The sequence below is a fragment of the Geothrix rubra genome (assembly GCF_030268065.1).
GTDB lineage: Bacteria > Acidobacteriota > Holophagae > Holophagales > Holophagaceae > Geothrix > Geothrix rubra.
Map to the genome: position 1 here is coordinate 668091 of NZ_BSDD01000001.1, position 16870 is coordinate 684960.

Here is a 16870-nt window from a genome sequence, read left to right on the forward strand (position 1 = left end):
CTAGTGGCTCTCGGCGCTCACCAGGGCCTCGTAGGCCTTGGCGTCCATCAGGTCGGCGGCCAGGGCGCCCTTCAGGCGCACCTTCACCATCCAGCCCTTGCCGTAGGGATCCTCATTCACGGCCTCGGGGTGATCCGCCAGCGCCGCGTTCACTTCCAGGATCTCGGCCTCGGAGGGCATGTTCAGCTCGGAGACGGTCTTCACCGACTCCACCGTGCCGAACTCCTCGCCGGTGCCGAAGGCCTCGCCGGCCTCGGGCAGATCGACGAAGACCACGTCGCCCAGGGCATCCTGCGCATAGTGGGTGATGCCCACCAGGGCGGTGCCGTCACCCATGGGCTTCAGCCACTCGTGGTCCTTGGTGTACTTGAGGTCGGCAGGGAACATGGAGCCTCCGGAAGGGAACGGGTGATCGTTGGCGGTGGTGGTGGCGGTTGGCGGGCGGCTACTTCTGCCGCTTGTAGAAGGGGGTGGGGATGATCTCGGCATCCACAGCCCGGCCGCGGATCTCGATCTGGATGCGGCCTCCGACCTTCGCCTGTTCGGTGGGGACGTAGGCCAGGCCCAGGTTGATGCCGCAGGTGGGGGACGGGGCGGCGCTGGTGACGAAGCCGACCTGCTTCCCGTCCTGCACCACGGGCATGTGGTCGCGGGCGATGTCGCGCTTCTCGAGGGTTTTGAAGCCCACCAGCTTCCGGGGCGCGGGCGCCGCCTTGGCGGCCAGCAGGGCGTCGCGGCCGATGAAGTCGCCCTTGTCGAGCTTCACGATCCAGGCAAGCCCGGCCTCGAGGGCATGGATGGTGTCGTCGATCTCATGGCCGTAGAGGGCCATCTTGCATTCCAGGCGCAGGGTGTTGCGGCACCCCAGGCCCGCGGGCAGCAGCCCCTTGGGGGTCCCGGCGGCCATCACGGCGTTCCAGAGCTTCTCGGTGTCGTCCGCGGCGCAGTAGAGTTCGAACCCGTCCTCGCCCGTGTAGCCGGTACGGCTGATGAGGCACTTGATCCCGGCCACCTCGCCGTGGGTGAAGAAGTAGTAGCCGATGGGCTCCAGCGGCGTCTTCGTGAGGGGCTGGAGGATGCCCACGGACAGCGGCCCCTGCAGGGCGATCTGGCCCGTGGCGGGGCTCTCGTTGACCACCGTGCAGTCGAAGCCCTTGGCGTGCTGCTGCACCCAGGCGAAGTCCTTGTCTGAGTTGCCGGCGTTCACCACCAGCAGGAACTCCTGCTCGCCCTCGCGGTAGACCAGCAGGTCATCCACGAAGGTGCCGTTCTCGTAGAGGAAGGCCGTGTAGTGGACCTGCCCGATGGCCAGCTTCGACACGGCGTTGGGCGTCAGGTGCTCCACCAGGGCCAGGGCGCCGGGGCCCTTCACACGGATCTCACCCATGTGGCTCACGTCGAAGAGGCCGGCCTTGGTGCGGACCGCCTCGTGCTCCGCGAGGATGCCGGCGGGATACTGCACGGGCATGTCCCAGCCCCCGAAATCCACCATCTTCGCGTTGAGGGCCCGATGGGCCGCATTGAGGGGCGTCTTCTTCAGCTCGGCCGCGACGGTGGACATGGGAACTCCCGGGAGAAGCCCCAGTCTAGCGCTCCGGTCGCCAGGGCAGAAGACCCGGGAGTTCCCAGTGCAGACGCCAGAGACCGCCGGATTCCATGGTTGTGACCAGCCGCACAGCCAGGGGCAGCACAGCCACACCGGCCTCGGCGGCGCGATCCAGCTCCGCCGCGTAGGCCGGATCGATGGCCCGGGCCGCATCGAAGGCCGTCACGTCCGTCCGGTGGACGAAGAAGGCGATGGCGGCCCGGTGGCCCTCCCGGACCATGGCCTGCAGCTCGCGCAGGTGCTTGGTCCCCCGCTCGGTGACGGCATCCGGGAACCGGACCCAGTCTCCAGCCTTCAGGGTCGCGTTCTTCACTTCGATGAAGACCTCGCGGCCCTCCGCATCCTGGGCCAGCACATCGATGCGGCTGTTCTCGGCGCCGTACTTCACCTCGGTGCGGACCCCCCGGAGGCCGGGAAGCCCCGGAAGCGCATCCCTCCGGGCGGCCTCCGCCACCACGCGGTTCGGCAGGCCCGTATCCACGCCGATCCAGGCTCCCGGGCCCCGCTCGCAGGCCAGCCACGTGAACTTCAGCTTCCGGTCGGGGTTCGCCGCAGGCTCCAGGAGCACCCGGTCCCCGGGCTCCCAGCAGGTCTTCATGGAGCCCGTATTGGTGCAGTGGGCCGTGACGACGGTGCCGTCCTCCAGCCGCACATCTGCCAGAAAGCGCTTGTAGCGCTGGAGGAGGGTGCCGGCGACCAGTCCGGCCTTCTCGACGAGGGGAACGGTCACGGCCAGGATTCCAGGATGCGATCCACGGCCTCGGCAAGGTCCGCCGCCACCAGGTCCGCACCCGATCCGTCCACGGTGGCCCCGTAGCCCGTGCGGACCAGGGCCACCCGGCAGCCGGCCCGGCGCCCCGCCTCCAGGTCCACCGCCTTGTCGCCCACCATCCAGGAGCGCGACAGGTTGAGAGCATGGTCCTCCGCCGCCCGCAGCAGCATCCCCGGATTCGGCTTCCGGTCCGGGTGGTCCGCCACGGCGTACTCCCCATGCCCCAGCTCGTGGTGGGGGGAGGCGTAGACCGCGTCGATGCGGGCGTTCTCCAGGGCCAGCAGGGTGCTCATCCGGCTCATGACCGCCGCGAAGTCCTGCCATCCGTACCTGCCCCGGCCGATGCCGCTCTGGTTCGTCACCACCACGATCGGGATCCCCTTGGCATTAAGGCGGGCCACGGCGGCCGCAGCGCCCGGTATGAGCACCAGCTGATCCGGATCGGAGAGGTAGTCCACCTCCTCGTTGAGGGTGCCATCGCGATCGAGGAATACCGCCGGTCTCACGGGTGCGCTCCGGGTTGCCAGTCCGCCCACCAGTCTGACACGGCCCCCGGGCGCGTGAACCCGTCACGACAGGCAACTCGCCTGCGGCAGCCCGCCGGTGGCACACTGGACACGAATCATCCGAGGATTCCGCATGATCGACAAGCGCGTGCCCACCGCCCTCGAAGCCGTGAACGACATCCCCGACGGAGCCCACTTGGCCGTGGGCGGGTTCGGCCTGTGCGGCATCCCGGAGCACCTCATCGCGGCCCTGGCCGACCGGGGCGTGAAGGATCTCACCTGCTATTCCAACAACGCCGGCGTGGACGACTTCGGCCTGGGCATCCTGCTCCGGAACCGCCAGGTCCGGAAGATGGTCAGCAGCTATGTGGGCGAGAATGCCGAGTTCGAGCGCCAGTTCCTCCACGGCGAGCTCGAGGTGGAGCTGGTGCCCCAGGGCACCCTGGCTGAGCGCATGCGGGCCGGGGGGGCGGGCATTCCGGCCTTCTTCACCCCCACCGGTGCCGGCACGAAGGTGGCCGAAGGCAAGGAGACGCGGCTCTTCCGGGGCCGGGAGTGCGTCCTCGAGCAGGGGATCTTCGCCGATTTTGCGCTGGTGAAGGCGTGGAAGGCCGATCGGCTGGGCAACCTCGTCTACCGGAAGACGGCGCGGAACTTCAACCCCATGGCCGCCACCTGCGGACGGATCTGCATCGCCGAGGTGGAGGAGATCGTCGAGGTGGGCGCCCTCGATCCCGACGAGATCCACACCCCCGGCATCTTCGTGCATCGGCTGGTACTGGGGACGGCCTACGAGAAGCGGATCGAGAAGGTCGTCACCCGCTAGGCCCTAGTCCATCGGCAGGCTGAACCTGACGCGGGTGCCCCTGGCCGTGTTCTCGATCTCGATGGTGCCCCGGTAGGCCCCGATCAGCTGGGCGCAGGCCGGCAGGCCGGCTCCGGGCTGACGCCCCGGGGAGGCGGCCTGGGGCCTCAGTTCCGAGAAGGGTTCGAAGGCTCTGGCCAGCGCCTCAGAGGAAACCGGACCGCCTTCGTCCTCGAGTTCCAACCGGAAATGGCTCTGGCCGCCCCAGGTGCGGAGCTGGAAGCCCGCTGCGGTGCCTCCCAGGGCGTGGGCCGCCAGATACCCCAGGATGTCGGCGAAATCCTGGTAGACCCCGAAGAGGAGGTCCCGGCTGGCCTGGAAGTTCAGCGCCATGCCCGCCTCCAGGGGAAGGCTGCCCTCGGCCTTCATCAGGTCGAGTTCCTGCCGGATGAGGCCATGCAGGTGGATCCATTCGGGGGTGGCGGCCCGGCCCTGCCCGGCCCGCCGGAGCAGGGCCCCGACAAAGCCTTCCACCTCCTCGATGGCGGCCTGGATCCGCCCCATGGAGAGGTGGCATTCCACCCGCTCCTCCTGTGGGGGGACATCCGGCCGGTCCATGTAGTCCTTCAGGACGACCGTCTCCAGCTGGAGGACCTTCACCGGGGCCTGGAGCCGCTGGGCCATGTTGGTGAAGAGGGAGCCGAGGGCGGCGTCCCGTTCCTGGGCCCCAAGGGCCTTCTGGGCCTTCTGCAGGTCCACGTAGGCCACCTCCAGGCGCTCATAGCTGGTACCCAGGGCCCGGCTGGTCTCGTCGAGGTTGTGGATCAGCTCCGCGTTCTCCAGGCAGACCTGCACCAGGCCCGCATGGAGGGCCGCATGCTCGGACTCGAAGGGAAGGAAGGCCTTCTCCCGGGACGCCGCCAGGAAGCCCCAGAGCCCCTCCCGGCCGGATTCCCCATGGAGCGGGAGGAGCAGCCCTTCGGACCGGTGGTCCCAGTACCCGGCCTCGGCCCCTGGCTCCCAGAGCGGGGACTGGCGCAGGTCGCGGCCCGAGAGGGAGGTCCCCCGGGGAAGGCCGGCCATCCTCAGGACCAAGGGATGGTCCGCGGCAAGGACCGGGGCCTCGCGGCACCCCTCGGAATCGCGGGAGGTGCCCTGGAAATAGCCCCCGCTCGGGTGGATGCGGTAGGCCGAGAGGCGGTCCAGGCCAAGGTCCTCGCCCAGCTGGTCGAGGATCCGGACGAGGATGCCCGAAGCCTCCCGCATGGGGATGATGTCCCGGCTCAGGGCCAGGAGCCGCGAGAGCAGCCGATTCCGGTGCTCCAGGGCGGCCTGGGCCTCCAGGAGCTTCTGGTTCGCTTCCTGGGCCTGCCGCAGCTGGGTTTCGAGATGCTCCACCACCTGCTGGCTGAACTGCCGGAGGGCCGCGCCCTCCCGTCCCTGCTCGAGCCGGTCGCGGTGGCCGCCGAAGTAGGCCTCCACCTGGCCCACGAACAGGAAGGGGTCGATGGGCTTGGAGATGAACCCGTCGCACCCCGTCACCAGGGCCGTCTCCCGGTCGCTCCGCATGGTCTTGGCGGTGAGGGCCACGATCAGGAGGCCCTCCAGGCCCGGATCCTGCCGCAGTTTCGTGGCCACCTCGAAGCCCGAGAGCCCGGGCAGGTTGATGTCGAGCAGGACCAGATCCGGCTTGAGCGTGGAAGCCATCTCGCAGCCCTTCAGCCCATCCTCGGCCCAGTGCATCTCGTAGCCCGCCTGGGACAGCAGCCGCTGGACCAGGCGCCAGTTCATGGCGTTGTCCTCGATGCAGAGGATCCGGTTTCCGGAATTCATTCCGCGCCCTCCTCAAGCACGGGCATTTCCACCATGAAGGTACTCCCGCTGCCCTTCCGGCTGGTGGCCGAGATCCGCCCGTGCATGAGCCCCATGAACCGCTGGGAGATGGCCAGCCCCAGCCCCGTGCCGCCGAACCGGCGGGTGATGCTGCCGTCCACCTGCTGGAAGGGCTTGAACAGCCGGCCCAGCTCCTCCTCCGTCATGCCGATCCCCGAATCCTCGATCCGCACCTGGAACGCACCCCCGGAACACCCTGCGAGGATGCGGACCACACCCTCCTCGGTGAACTTGATGGCGTTCCCCACCAGGTTCGTGAAGACCTGCCGGAGCCGGTCCCGGTCGCCCATCACCCGCACGCCCGCCTCGGGCCGCACGAATTCCAGCCGGATCGGGCGCTCCTGGATCAGTCCAGCGGCCATGGCCTTGACTTCGTCCAGCAGCTGGACAGGGTCCACCGCCTCCAGTTCCAGTTCCATCTTCCCCGCCTCGATCTTCGAGAGGTCCAGGATGGAGTCGATGAGCCCCAGCAGGGCCCTCCCGTTCTGGTAGATGATTTGGAGATCCTCCCTGGCCTCCTGGGGCAGGCGCCCGGAGGGATCCTGCATGAGCATCCCCGAGAAGCCGATGATGGCGTTCAGGGGAGTGCGGAGCTCGTGGCTCATGTTCGCCAGGAACTCGTCCTTCAGATGGTCCACCTCCTTCAGCTTCTGGTAGCTGACCAGCAGGTTCTCGTTCAGCTCCTGCAGTTCCCGGGTCTTCTCGCGGACCTTCTCCTCAAGGGTGCTGGCCCAGGCCCGCAGCTCCGTGCGGCTCTGCTCCAGTCCGCGGGTGCGTTCCTGCACCAGCTGCTCGAGGTTGGCCCGGATCTCCTCCAGTTCCCAGATGGTCTCCATCAGCTGCCGGGTCCGCTCCTGGACGCGGTATTCCAGCAGACGGTTCTGCCGCTCGATCTCGTCCCGGGACAACCGCAGCTTGTCCGTCATCACCGCGAAGGAATGGCTGAGGTCCTCGATCTCGTCCCGGGTCGTCACATGGAGGGACACGGCCTCGAGGTTCCCCTGGGCCACCTTCTGGGCGGCCTCCGTCAGCTGGATCACCGGCCGGAGGTACCGGTTCGAGAGCAGGATGGCCACCGCGATGCCCAGGACGAGGGTGACCAGACCCACCGCGAGGCTGGAGCGGATGTTGTCCCGCACCGCCCTCTGGGTGCCCTCCGTGGTGAAACCGAGCACCAGCGTTCCCACCTTGTCGGCCCGCGGCTCCTCGTAGAAGACCGGCGCCACGGCCACCAGCATCCCCTCGGACCGCCGGTTGAAGGTGCGGGAGACGCCATCCTTCAGCACATAGGACGAGGCCCACTCGGGAGTGGTGGGGGTGCTGTCCAACGATTCGCCGCCCGCCCCGAAGACGGCGCTGAACCGGAAGGCCGGGATGTTCTGCACGCCCTGGAGCACCTTGGCGATGTCCCTGGGGTTGTTCGCGCTCACGGCCGGGCTCAGCGCGTAGCTGGCGGTTTCGGCCACCTGCCGGGCGCTCAGCTCCGCCTGAGCCATGATCTGCTGCTCCACCCAGCGGGGGTAGTAGAGCAGGTTGAACGAGATGAACGACAGGACCAGCACGCTGATGACAGCGCTCAGCTTGGTCTTGATGGAGAGGCGGTACATGCGGGGCCCGGGAAGCTGGCACTAGGCTAGCATCCCGCCCGGCTAGAGCTTGAAGAGGTTTACCTCGCGGTTGAGCATGTGGACCTGCACGCTCAGCTGCTCCACGTAGCCGCTGGAGGCCTCGATGGCCCCTTCGCTCTCCACGGCCTTCCCGAGGACGCGGTTCATGGTCTCCTTCAGGGACAGCACATGCTCCTCCTGGCGGGCCAGGATCTCGTGGAGGTTCGAGGCCAGGGTCCTCACCTGCTCGGTGGCCTTCGCGATCTCGTCACTGCCGGCGCTCTGCTCCTTGGTGGAGTCCCGGACCACGCTGGTGGCCTCCTGGACGTTCATGGCCAGGGAGAGGATGTAGTTGCTGGTCTGCTGCTGCTCATCGATGACCGATCGGATGGTCTCCACCTGAGTGTGGATGTTCCGGTTGGCCTCATGGATGAGCGCCGCCTGGCCGGCTTGCTGGAGGGTCTCGGTGAGGATGCTCTCCACCACGCTGTTCGTCTCGCTCACGGATTCGAGGATGGCCTGGAGGGCCTCTTCGCTCTGGCCCACGGAATCCGAGCCGTCCCGGACGGCGTCCAGGCCCAGCTCCACCTGCTGGTAGGCCTTCCGGATCTCGGCCTGGAGGGTCCCGATGATCTGCTGGATGTCGCGCGTGGAGCGGCCCGTCTGCTCGGAGAGCAGCTTGATCTCGTCGGCCACCACCGAGAATCCCTTGGCCTGTCCCTCCCCTCCCGCTCCGCCCTGGGCGGCGATGATGGCTGCGTTGAGGGCGAGCATGTTGGTCTGCTGCGTGTGTTCGCCGATGTAGTCGAGGATCTTGGCGATGTCGGCGCCGAGCTGGAGGAGGGTCTTCGTGGTGCTGTGGAAGTCCTGCACCACCCGTTCGATGACCTGCATCTTCTCGCGGTTCCTGGCCACGAGTTCCATCCCGCGGGCGGCGTTGTGGATCACCTTCTTGGCGTAGCGCTGGGCGATCTTCACGCTGTCGTCGATGGCGGAGGTGCTCTGCTCCAGGTTCTCGGCGAATTCCTTGGTGTGCTCGGCATGGGCCGCCAGGTGGTCCACGTTCTTGCCCACGTTCTTGATGGCCGTATCGAAGTCGCGGATGGCCGAGGTGATGCCCTCCACCACCATCAGGAGCTCGTCCATGCTCTGGTTGATCTGCTGCACGGTGGCCGCCATCTCGACGATGGTGGTGTTGGTGCTCTCGGAGGCCAGACTCAGCTCCATGGAACTGGCGCTGATCCCGATGGAGGTCTCGGAGAGGTCGTTGATCTCCTCGTGGAAGGTCTCAATGAGTTCGCGCTGCCCCTGGCTGGACTGGCGGACCCCATCCGCGGACTCCCGGATGGCCGTGGCCGCCTTGGCCAGGTCGCGGCTGGCGGAGCGGATCTGCACCACCATGCCCCGGAGACTGGCCGCCATGCGGCCGAAGCCATGGGCGAGGACCTCCACCTCGTCGTCGCTGTAGACCGCCTCCAGCGTATCGATGCGCCCCTCGCCCACCCGCTGGGCGTTGCGGCTGAGGAGGAGGATGGGTTGCTGGACGTCCCGGAGGATCAGGCGGATGAGGTAGGTGAAGAAGAGGGCGCCGCCGATCAGCAGGACGATGTTGGGCCGGAGGGCCTTCCAGACGGCATCCGCGTACTCCCGTTCGGGAATGACGGCCCGCAGTTCGGATCCGTCCGGAAGCGGCTGCACCACGAGGATGTCCGCGGCCCCGGCGACCTTGAGGCCCGAACCGAGCAGCGCTCCGCCCTTGGATTCGGGAAGTTTCAGGGAGACGCCCCCGCCGGCCCCCAGCTTGAGGGTGCCCAGGAAGGCCGTCATGTCATCGGGCGTGGTGTTCATCTCCTGCACGAAGGCCACCGAATCCGCCAGATTCGCCAGCTCCTTGCTCGCGTAGCTGGTCACCTTCGCCCGGATGGAGGTCTGCAGGGTGAGCCCCGAGACAAGGATGGACAGCACCAGCACGCCCACCATGATCCCCAGCACCCCGAAGCCGAACTTGGACCGGAGGCCGGCCCGGAACCGGGAATAGGATTCGTTGAAGCCCTCCTGCCCGGCCAGGATCCGGAACACCCGCATGAGGTTCTGCTTGGCCAGGAAGTAGTGCGCGATGGATCCCATCATCGCCAGATCCAGGAAGATGCCCATGGTGGCGAAGCTGATCCAGATGCTCTGGCGGAGGTAGAGCTTCAGCCAGAGGTAGGTGAGGGCCGACAGGCAGATCCCCACGTAGAGGGTGAGCATGGAGGTCGACTGGGGGAACCGCGTCAGGGGTCGGTAGAGATCGGGGCCCAGGGTCCGCTCCTCCAGGGTGCGGCGAAGCCCCTGCAGGTGGAGCAGGGACGCGCCTGCGCAGATGGCCAGGATCAGCAGGGTCCAGGTCGCCCCCCCAAGGGTGTACCGGAATCCCGGCGGGGCCGAGAAGTAGAACAGGAGGGCGGCCACCAGGAACACCCCGCACCAGACCAGCACAGCCGCCTTCCGCGACCGCCCCAGGACGAGGCGGAGCGTCTCCGGCGCCAGCAGGGTCGGCGCCGCGGCCTTGAACTCAGGCCGGGGTCCAGAAATGGAATCGGGCTGCACCATACTCGCGTGTTTCGGCCAGTTCCCAGCCCGGCTGAAATTCCAGCGCGGTTTTCCGATCCGTCTCGAAGACCAGGACACCCGCCGGGGCGACCCAGGACCGCAGCCGGGCCGCCAGGGCGGTCCACATCCCGGGCGCCAGTTCGTAGGGGGGATCCAGGAAAAGGACCGCCTGGCCCTGGAAATCCCCGGATTCCGTGCGCAGGACGTCCCTCCGGAGGAGGACCAGGTCCGTGCCCTCCGCGTTCCGGCGGAGGCAGGACCAGCCCGGCTCGGCCACCTCCAGGCAGGTCACCGGGGCGTACCCCCGCGACAGGGCCTCCAGCCCCGCGGCCCCGGTCCCCGCACAGAGGTCCAGGAAGGGCCCCATGGGCCAGCGCTGGAGGATGGAGAACAGGGCCTCCCGGGCCCGGTCCGAGGTCGGGCGGACCCGCAGGTCCTGCGGGGGGGGAGCCGCGAGCCTCCGCCCCCTCAAGGTTCCCGCGATGATGCGCATGGCGTTCCTCTGGCTCAGTAGGCCCAGCGCAGGAGGGTGGAACCCCAGGTGAAGCCTGCTCCGAAGGCGGACAGGATCACGTGGTCGCCCTTGGCCAGCCGCTTCTCCTCCACCGCCTGGTGGAGGGCCGTGGGAATGGTGGCGGTGGTGGTGTTGGCATAGCGGTCGATGTTCACCATCATGCGGGCGGGATCCAGTTCCAGGCGCTTGGCTGCGGCATCCATGATGCGGATGTTGGCCTGGTGGGGCACGAACAGCTTCAGGTCCTCGCCCTTCAGGCCGTTCCGGTCCAGAAGCAGACGGCTGTTGTCCGCCATCTCCCGCACCGCGTTCTTGAAGACCTCGCTGCCGGCCTGGTGGATGGTGTGTTCCTTGTTCGCCACGGTCTCGGCGGTGGCGGGCTTGAGGGAACCGCCGGCGGGCATGTAGAGGAAGCAGCCGCCCGAACCGTCCACCTTGTGCTCGAAGTCCAGGATGCCGAGGCCCTCCTCGACCCGTTCGACGATCACGGCGCCCGCGCCGTCGCCGAAGAGGACGGCCGTGGTCCGGTCCTCCTTGTTGATGATGGTGGACATGATGTCCACGCCCACCACCGCGGCCCGCTTGATGCCGCCGGCGGCCACCAGGCTCGAGGCCGTGGTGAGGGCGTAGAGGAAGCCGGAGCAGGCGGCGTTCAGGTCGAACCCGAAGGCGTTGGTGGCGCCGACCATGTCCTGGATCCGGCAGGCGGTGGCCGGGAAGAGGGTGTCGGGGGTGACGGTGGTGACGAGGATGAGGTCCAGGTCGGAAGCCTTGATCCCGCGGTTCTCGAGGGCCATCTTCAGGGCCGGGGCCCCCAGGTGGGACGCGCCCGTGCCGGGTTCGACCCAGCGGCGCTCCCGGATGCCGGTGCGGGTGCGGATCCATTCGTCGTTGGTGTCCAGGATCTTGGACAGGTCGTCGTTGGTGACCACCTTCGGCGGGAAGCACTGCCCAGTGGCGGTGATGCCCACAGGGGCGAGAAGGCGACGATTCAAGGGAGCCTCCGGCAAAGAACTCCCATCATCGCATGATTGGCCCTTCCGGTCAGTCCTGGAGCGCGCTCAGCGCCCCGCGCGACGCTGATGCAGCCAGTCGATCAGCTTGTCGGAATCCAGGAGCGGCAGCGGCGGGCCCTCGACGACACAGGCGCAGACCATGAAGGGCGCCCAGGGATCGGCGCCGGGAGGTTCCACCTTCAGGTTCTCGCGTCCGCCCTCCAGGGCGCCGGAGAGGAACTCCAGCGGCAGGGCGAGGCGTCGCTTGAGGATGGCCATGGCCACGGTCGGCCGGGCGGGAGCGGTCTCGCCCGGGAGCGCGGCCCAGTCCAGCACCGGGAGGAATTCACCCTGGTGGAGGATCACCCCGGCAATGCCGGGCAGCGGCCCCGGCAGCGGCGCGATGGGGCCCGCAGGCAGGACCTCGACCAGGTCGGAGGCCGCCAGCAGGAGATCCCGGCTGACAGCTCGGGCCAGGAGGAGGATGCCCTGGTCAGGCATGGGCCACCCGCCGCATGAGGCTGTCCATGGCCAGGCCCAGCACCGCCTCGGGATCAAGCACCCAGAGGATGCCCTCCTCCTGGAGGCTGCCGCCCATGATCCCGGGAACCTGGGCCAGCTCCGGGAGGCTGCGGAGGAGGATCTCCGCCCGGCCGTAGACCTCGTCCACCCCCAGGGCGATCTCGAGGCTGGCCCCGGCCGACCCGCCCGGCTGGCTGAGCACCACGAAGGCCCTCTGCCCCTCCGGGGGATCCCCCTGCCCCAGGCACACCTGGAGGGATTCGAACGGGAGTTCCATGCCCAGGACCCGGATCCGGTCGCCGCCGCGATGCAGGTCGTGCCCCACCTGGACCCGCAGGACATTGGCGAGCGGGATCCCGAAGGTCTGGCCCCCGCTCCGGACCTTCAGGCAGCCCACCACCACCCGGGACAGCGGCAGGCTCAGGCGCACCAGGCTGCCGCGCTTCCATTCGCTGGACAGGAGGATCTCGCCCCCCATGGCCTCGATCTCCTCGCGCACGACATCCATGCCCACGCCCCGGCCGGAGATGTGGGAGGCCCGGTCCAGGGTCGAGAACCCGGGTTCCAGGGCCAGCCGGTGCAGACGCTCCTGGGACACCGATATCCCGGGCTGGAGCAGGCCCATGGCGAGGCCCTTCTCCTCGATCCGCGCCAGGTCGAAGCCCCGGCCGTCGTCCCGGATGTCGAAGCGGATGATGCGCCCCCGCCGCGAGGCGGTGATCCGGAGGGTGCCCGCCTCGCTCTTCCCCATGGCCCGCCGTTCCTCGGGTGGCTCCAGGCCGTGGTCCATGGCGTTGCGCACGAGGTGGAGGAAGGGTTCCCCCAGGCGGCCCACGATGCCCCGCTCGATCTCCAGGTCCCCGCCCTGGAGGGTCAGGCGCACGGGCTTGCCCATGTCCCGGCTGAGCGTCCGGACCATGGGTTCGAGGCGCGAGAAGAGGGTGTCGACCTTCACCATCCGCATCTGGAGGAGGGCCTTCTGGACATCCAGGAGCCCTTCCTCCATCCGCCCCAGAATGCCGAGGGGATCCTCGGCCTGGGCCTGGGTCGCCTTCCGCAGCAACCCGCTCACGGCATCCCGCATCTGGGCAACCGACATGAGCCGGGCCTCCAGGGCCTCCACCCGCTGGGCCGGGAGCCGGAGGATCTCCGTCTCCTGGACCGGGACCGCAGGGGACGGCTCGGGCTGCGGTTCAGCTGCGGGGGCCGTTCCAGGCTCCGGCTCCGCCAGGATCTCCGCCCGCAGGCTCTTCGGGACCCACTCCGGAGCGGCCAGGACCCGGGACTCGAGGATCTCCCCGGGTTCAACGCTGATGCCGTCAAGGGCCAGGGAGGGCCCGGCGAGGAGGATCATGAAGGCCAGCCCCTCCCGCTCCTCGGGCACCTCCCAAGGCAGCGTCGAGATGATCTCCCCCTGGCGCGCCAACCCCTCGCTGAATCGCCTCAGGCGGTCGTCGAAGGTGGCGAAATCCAGGCAGATGGCCAGGCCGTGGATGGGGACGCCGTCCATCAGGGCGCTGGTCACCCGGGTCCGCTCGTAGTCCGAGAGCGCCTTCAGGGGCTCGGCCGGGAGGTCCAGCAGGGCGCTCAGGTCCTGGCTCTCCCCTGCGGCGGGGCGGGCCAGGGCCTCCAGTTCCCCGAGTTCCCGCCGGAGGCCCTGGAGGTAGTCCTCGGGCTCGGGACGGCCCCGCTTCAGGCCGTCGAACCCCGATTCCAGGGCCTGCATGCCCGCCTCGAGGGTCTCCACCAGGGAATCCGTGGAGCGGAGCCGGCCCTTCCGCATCAGGTCGAAGATGTCCTCCATGCGGTGGGCGGCCCGGCTGAAGCTCGGGAAGCCCAGCATGCCCGCCATGCCCTTCAGGGTGTGGGTCGTTCGGAAGAGGGCGTTCACGCCCGCCTGGACCACATGGGCCGGCTGGCTCTCCTTCAGGGAGGCGAGGGTCTGGCGGGCCTGCCCGAACAGGTCCTCCCATTCCGCCCACACATCCTCGAAGGGTTGGTCCAAGCGCGCTCCCGATGCCGACCCTTCGGCAGGCGGGCGCCCGGGCCTGAGTTCGTGCGGCGGACAAACGGCTAGACTGGGCCCATGCGCACCCTCGCCGTCCTGCCCTCCCGCTTCCAGGCCACCCGGTTCCCCGGCAAGCCCCTGGCTCCCATCGCCGGGAGGCCCATGATCCAGTGGGTCTTCGAGGCCGCCCGCCGGGCCCCCGGGGTGGACCGGGTGGTGGTGGCCACGGACGACGACCGGATCGCCCTGGCCGTCCGGGGCTTCGGGGGCGAGGCCGTCATGACCGATCCGGCCCTGCCCTCCGGCACCGACCGCACCGCCGCCGCCCTGGAGGCCCTCGGGGAATCCTTCGACTGCGTGCTCAACATCCAGGGCGACGAACCGGCCATGCACCCGGAGACCGTGGCGGCCGTGGTGGCCCTCATGCGGGACCAGCCGGACCTGCCCATGGGCACCGCCGCCTGCCCCTTCGCCAGCCCCGACGAGCTGTTCAACCCCAACGCCGTGAAGGTGGTGGTGGATGACCGGAAACGCGCCCTCTACTTCAGCCGCAGCCCCATCCCCTACCTGCGGAACAGCTCCGTGTTCGAGCCGGACTTCCGGCCCTGGATGAAACCGGAGCAGCTGGCCCATTTCAAGCGCCACCTGGGCCTCTACGCCTACCGGCCAGACACCCTGAAGGCCTTCACGCGGCTGGCCCCCCACCCCCTGGAGCAGCTGGAGATGCTGGAGCAGCTGCGCGCCCTGGCGGCAGGCATCCCCATCGGCGTGGCGGAGACGCCCTACCTGAGCCTGGGCGTGGACGTGCCCGGGGACGTGGCCGCGGCCGAGGCCCTGCTGCGGGAGCGGGGACTGGCGCGCTAGACTGGTCCACTGGGCCCCCCGCCCCGTTCCTTGCCAGGAGACCTCTGTGAGCCACCACAAAGTCGTCGTGATCGGTACCGGTCCCGCGGGCTACACCGCAGCCCTGTACGCCTCCCGGGCCAACCTGGCCCCCCTCGTCTTCGAGGGTGTCCAGCCCGGCGGCCAGCTCACCATCACGACCGAGGTGGAGAACTTCCCCGGTTTCAGGCAGGGCATCCAGGGCCCCGCCCTCATGGACGAGATGCGGGAGCAGGTGCTCCGGTTCGGCACCACGATCAAGTCCGAGACGGTGCTCAAGGCGGATCTGCAATCGAGGCCCTTCCGCCTGACCACGGACAAGGATGAGTACACCGCCGACGCGGTGGTCATCGCCACCGGCGCCTCCGCCAAGTGGATGGGCATCGGCAAGGACGAGGTCCTCTCCCGCTCCGGCGGCGGCGTCAGCGCCTGCGCCACCTGCGACGGGTTCTTCTTCCGCGGCAAGGAGATCGCCGTGGTGGGCGGGGGCGACACCGCGGTGGAGGAAGCGGTGTTCCTCACCAAGTTCGCCACGAAGGTCCACCTCATCCACCGGCGGGACAAGCTCCGCGCCTCCAAGGCCATGCAGGAGCGGGCCTTCAAGAACGAGAAGATCCACCCCGTGTGGAACAAGGTCGTGCTGGACGTGCTGACGTCCACCCATGAGACCCCCATGGGCGAGAAGGTGGAGAAGATCCGCGCCCTGCAGCTGAAGGACACCGTCGACGGCTCCGTGTCCGAGCTGCCCGTGGAGGGACTCTTCGTGGCCATCGGCCACCAGCCCAACACGGCCCTCTTCGAGGGGCAGCTGCCCATGGACGAGACCGGCTACCTCCAGGTGGAGAAGGGCTCCAGCCGCACGTCCATTCCGGGCGTCTTCGCCTGCGGCGACGTGCAGGACCACACCTACCGCCAGGCCATCACCGCGGCCGGCAGCGGCTGCATGGCCGCCATCGACGCGGAGCGCTGGCTGGCCGAGCAGGGCCTTGCGGAGTGAATGAGCAGCACCTGGAACCCCTGAAGCGGCACCCCGAGGGCCGGGCCCTCAGGGCCGAAGTGGACCTCCGGCGGGTGGCGCGGAACTTCGCCCGCGTGCGGGAGGCCGCCGGGGGCCGGGGGATCTGGGGCGTGGTGAAGGCCAACGCCTACGGTCACGGTGCCGTGCCCGTGGGGCGGGCCCTGTCGGAGGCCGGGGCCGCTGGCCTGGCCGTCTCGAGCCTGGAAGAGGGCCTCGAGCTGCGCCAGGGCGGGGTTGCCTGCCCGATCCTGGTGCTGGGGGGCCTCCGACCGGAGGCCGTCCCCGCCGCCAGCGCCGAAGGGCTCACCATCGCCCTGGTGGGTCCGGAGCACCTGGCGGACTATGCCCGTCTCCTGCCCGACCATCCCCTGAAGCTGCACCTCAAGCTGGATACGGGCATGGGCCGCTTCGGCTTCCTGCCCTCCGAGCTGGGCGAATGCCTGCCGGCCCTGGGGGCGCTGGCCCCCTGGATCGACGGGGCCATGGGCCACTTCGCCACGGCGGACGATCCCGACCAGGGCTTCGCCCTCCGCCAGCGTCGGGTGTTCGAGGCCTGCCTGGCCCAGCTGCGGGACGCCGGCATCCATCCCGCCCAGCGCCACCACGGCAACAGCGACGCCTGCCTGCGGGGCCTCCTGGGGGACGACACCCATGTGCGGCCGGGGCTGGCGCTGTACGGCCTCACCCTGGTGCCGGAAGGCCGGGCCCTGGGCCTTGAACCTGCCCTGGAGTTGGTGGCCGAGGTGGCCCGCGTGAAGGCGGTCCCCGCCGGCACGACCGTGGGCTATGGGCGCACCTTCGTGGCGCCCCACCCCCTCCAGATCGCCACCCTGGCCTGCGGCTACGCCGACGGCTACCGCCGCGACCTGGGCAACCGGGCCGTGGTGGGGTACCGGGGCCGCACCTATCCCGTGGTGGGGCGCGTCTCCATGGACTACCTCACCGTGGCCCTGCCGGTGGACGTGCCCGTCGCCCCCGGGGATCCCATGGTCCTGTTCGGCTCGGATCCGGCGGCGCCGCACTGCCTCGAACGGCTGGCCTCGGCCCTCGGCACCATCCCCTACGAGCTGACCTGCGGACTCCATCGCCGCATCACGCGCCGCTTTTTCTCCTGATATCTGACAGCTAAGGTCCTACCATGGGGTGGCGA

At 69.1% G+C, this 16870-nt stretch carries 15 protein-coding genes; 4 read left to right on the plus strand and 11 right to left on the minus strand.

What is annotated here, in order from left to right:
• The 4 genes from gcvH to QSJ33_RS02975 are packed head-to-tail and all read right to left on the minus strand — an operon-like array spanning window position 1 to window position 2884.
• Window positions 1–387, minus strand: a complete 387-nt coding sequence (gene gcvH / locus QSJ33_RS02960) for a glycine cleavage system protein GcvH (RefSeq protein ID WP_285722807.1) — start codon at window positions 385–387, stop codon at window positions 1–3.
• A gap of 58 nt (window positions 388–445) precedes the next feature.
• A complete protein-coding gene (gene gcvT, locus QSJ33_RS02965) occupies window positions 446–1561 on the minus strand; it encodes a glycine cleavage system aminomethyltransferase GcvT (protein WP_285722809.1) in 1116 nt (371 codons plus the stop codon).
• A 25-nt stretch (window positions 1562–1586) separates the two neighbouring features.
• Window positions 1587–2336 (minus strand): DNA/RNA nuclease SfsA, encoded by a 750-nt coding sequence (gene sfsA, locus QSJ33_RS02970; protein ID WP_285722811.1) that lies wholly within the window; start codon window positions 2334–2336, stop codon window positions 1587–1589.
• On the minus strand, window positions 2333–2884 hold the full coding sequence (locus QSJ33_RS02975; RefSeq protein WP_285722813.1) for a D-glycero-alpha-D-manno-heptose-1,7-bisphosphate 7-phosphatase: 552 nt from the start codon (window positions 2882–2884) through the stop codon (window positions 2333–2335). Before QSJ33_RS02975 ends, sfsA begins: the two co-directional genes overlap by 4 nt.
• Before the next feature lie 133 nt (window positions 2885–3017).
• On the opposite strand from QSJ33_RS02975, the gene QSJ33_RS02980 reads away from it, so the two are divergent.
• The gene (locus QSJ33_RS02980; protein ID WP_285722815.1) at window positions 3018–3710 is read left to right on the plus strand and encodes a CoA transferase subunit A; all 693 of its coding nucleotides are present in this window, start codon (window positions 3018–3020) and stop codon (window positions 3708–3710) included.
• A gap of 3 nt (window positions 3711–3713) precedes the next feature.
• Here the strand turns inward: QSJ33_RS02980 and QSJ33_RS02985 are convergent, their stop codons facing one another.
• The 7 genes from QSJ33_RS02985 to QSJ33_RS03015 all read right to left on the minus strand — a co-directional run bounded on the left by QSJ33_RS02985 (window position 3714) and on the right by QSJ33_RS03015 (window position 13817).
• Window positions 3714–5522 carry a response regulator gene (locus tag QSJ33_RS02985; protein WP_285722817.1) on the minus strand — a complete coding sequence of 603 codons (1809 nt, stop codon included), beginning with the start codon at window positions 5520–5522 and terminating at the stop codon, window positions 3714–3716.
• Window positions 5519–7189 carry a sensor histidine kinase gene (locus tag QSJ33_RS02990; protein ID WP_285722819.1) on the minus strand — a complete coding sequence of 557 codons (1671 nt, stop codon included), beginning with the start codon at window positions 7187–7189 and terminating at the stop codon, window positions 5519–5521. The genes QSJ33_RS02985 and QSJ33_RS02990 overlap by 4 nt, the downstream gene beginning before the upstream one ends.
• Before the next feature lie 42 nt (window positions 7190–7231).
• Window positions 7232–9778 (minus strand): HAMP domain-containing methyl-accepting chemotaxis protein, encoded by a 2547-nt coding sequence (locus QSJ33_RS02995; RefSeq protein WP_285722820.1) that lies wholly within the window; start codon window positions 9776–9778, stop codon window positions 7232–7234.
• Window positions 9744–10274 (minus strand): RsmD family RNA methyltransferase, encoded by a 531-nt coding sequence (locus tag QSJ33_RS03000; protein ID WP_285722821.1) that lies wholly within the window; start codon window positions 10272–10274, stop codon window positions 9744–9746. Before QSJ33_RS03000 ends, QSJ33_RS02995 begins: the two co-directional genes overlap by 35 nt.
• A 14-nt stretch (window positions 10275–10288) precedes the next feature.
• A complete protein-coding gene (locus tag QSJ33_RS03005) occupies window positions 10289–11290 on the minus strand; it encodes a beta-ketoacyl-ACP synthase III (RefSeq protein WP_285722823.1) in 1002 nt (333 codons plus the stop codon).
• A gap of 66 nt (window positions 11291–11356) precedes the next feature.
• Window positions 11357–11791 (minus strand): chemotaxis protein CheW, encoded by a 435-nt coding sequence (locus QSJ33_RS03010; RefSeq protein ID WP_285722825.1) that lies wholly within the window; start codon window positions 11789–11791, stop codon window positions 11357–11359.
• Entirely contained in the window at window positions 11784–13817 is a 2034-nt protein-coding gene (locus QSJ33_RS03015) for a chemotaxis protein CheA (RefSeq protein ID WP_285722827.1), read from the minus strand. The genes QSJ33_RS03010 and QSJ33_RS03015 overlap by 8 nt, the downstream gene beginning before the upstream one ends.
• Before the next feature lie 81 nt (window positions 13818–13898).
• Here QSJ33_RS03015 and kdsB point away from each other — a divergent pair, with 81 nt between their 5' ends.
• Genes kdsB through alr form a run of 3 tightly spaced genes read left to right on the plus strand, consistent with a single transcriptional unit; the run spans window position 13899 to window position 16835 of the window.
• Window positions 13899–14684, plus strand: a complete 786-nt coding sequence (kdsB, locus tag QSJ33_RS03020) for a 3-deoxy-manno-octulosonate cytidylyltransferase (RefSeq protein ID WP_285722828.1) — start codon at window positions 13899–13901, stop codon at window positions 14682–14684.
• A 46-nt stretch (window positions 14685–14730) separates the two neighbouring features.
• On the plus strand, window positions 14731–15699 hold the full coding sequence (trxB, locus tag QSJ33_RS03025) for a thioredoxin-disulfide reductase (RefSeq protein WP_285722830.1): 969 nt from the start codon (window positions 14731–14733) through the stop codon (window positions 15697–15699).
• Window positions 15696–16835, plus strand: a complete 1140-nt coding sequence (gene alr / locus QSJ33_RS03030) for an alanine racemase (protein ID WP_285722831.1) — start codon at window positions 15696–15698, stop codon at window positions 16833–16835. The genes trxB and alr overlap by 4 nt, the downstream gene beginning before the upstream one ends.
• The last annotated feature ends 35 nt before the right edge of the window (window positions 16836–16870 follow it).

Bases quoted from the DNA above. Each gene is read 5' to 3' on its own strand.
- gcvH (WP_285722807.1), bottom strand. From the start codon at position 387: ATGTTCCCTGCCGACCTCAAGTACACCAAGGACCACGAGTGGCTGAAG.
- gcvT (WP_285722809.1), bottom strand. From the start codon at position 1,561: ATGTCCACCGTCGCGGCCGAGCTGAAGAAGACGCCCCTCAATGCGGCC.
- QSJ33_RS02980 (WP_285722815.1), top strand. From the start codon at position 3,018: ATGATCGACAAGCGCGTGCCCACCGCCCTCGAAGCCGTGAACGACATC.
- QSJ33_RS02985 (WP_285722817.1), bottom strand. From the start codon at position 5,522: ATGAATTCCGGAAACCGGATCCTCTGCATCGAGGACAACGCCATGAAC.
- QSJ33_RS02990 (WP_285722819.1), bottom strand. From the start codon at position 7,189: ATGTACCGCCTCTCCATCAAGACCAAGCTGAGCGCTGTCATCAGCGTG.
- QSJ33_RS03000 (WP_285722821.1), bottom strand. From the start codon at position 10,274: ATGCGCATCATCGCGGGAACCTTGAGGGGGCGGAGGCTCGCGGCTCCC.
- QSJ33_RS03010 (WP_285722825.1), bottom strand. From the start codon at position 11,791: ATGCCTGACCAGGGCATCCTCCTCCTGGCCCGAGCTGTCAGCCGGGAT.
- kdsB (WP_285722828.1), top strand. From the start codon at position 13,899: ATGCGCACCCTCGCCGTCCTGCCCTCCCGCTTCCAGGCCACCCGGTTC.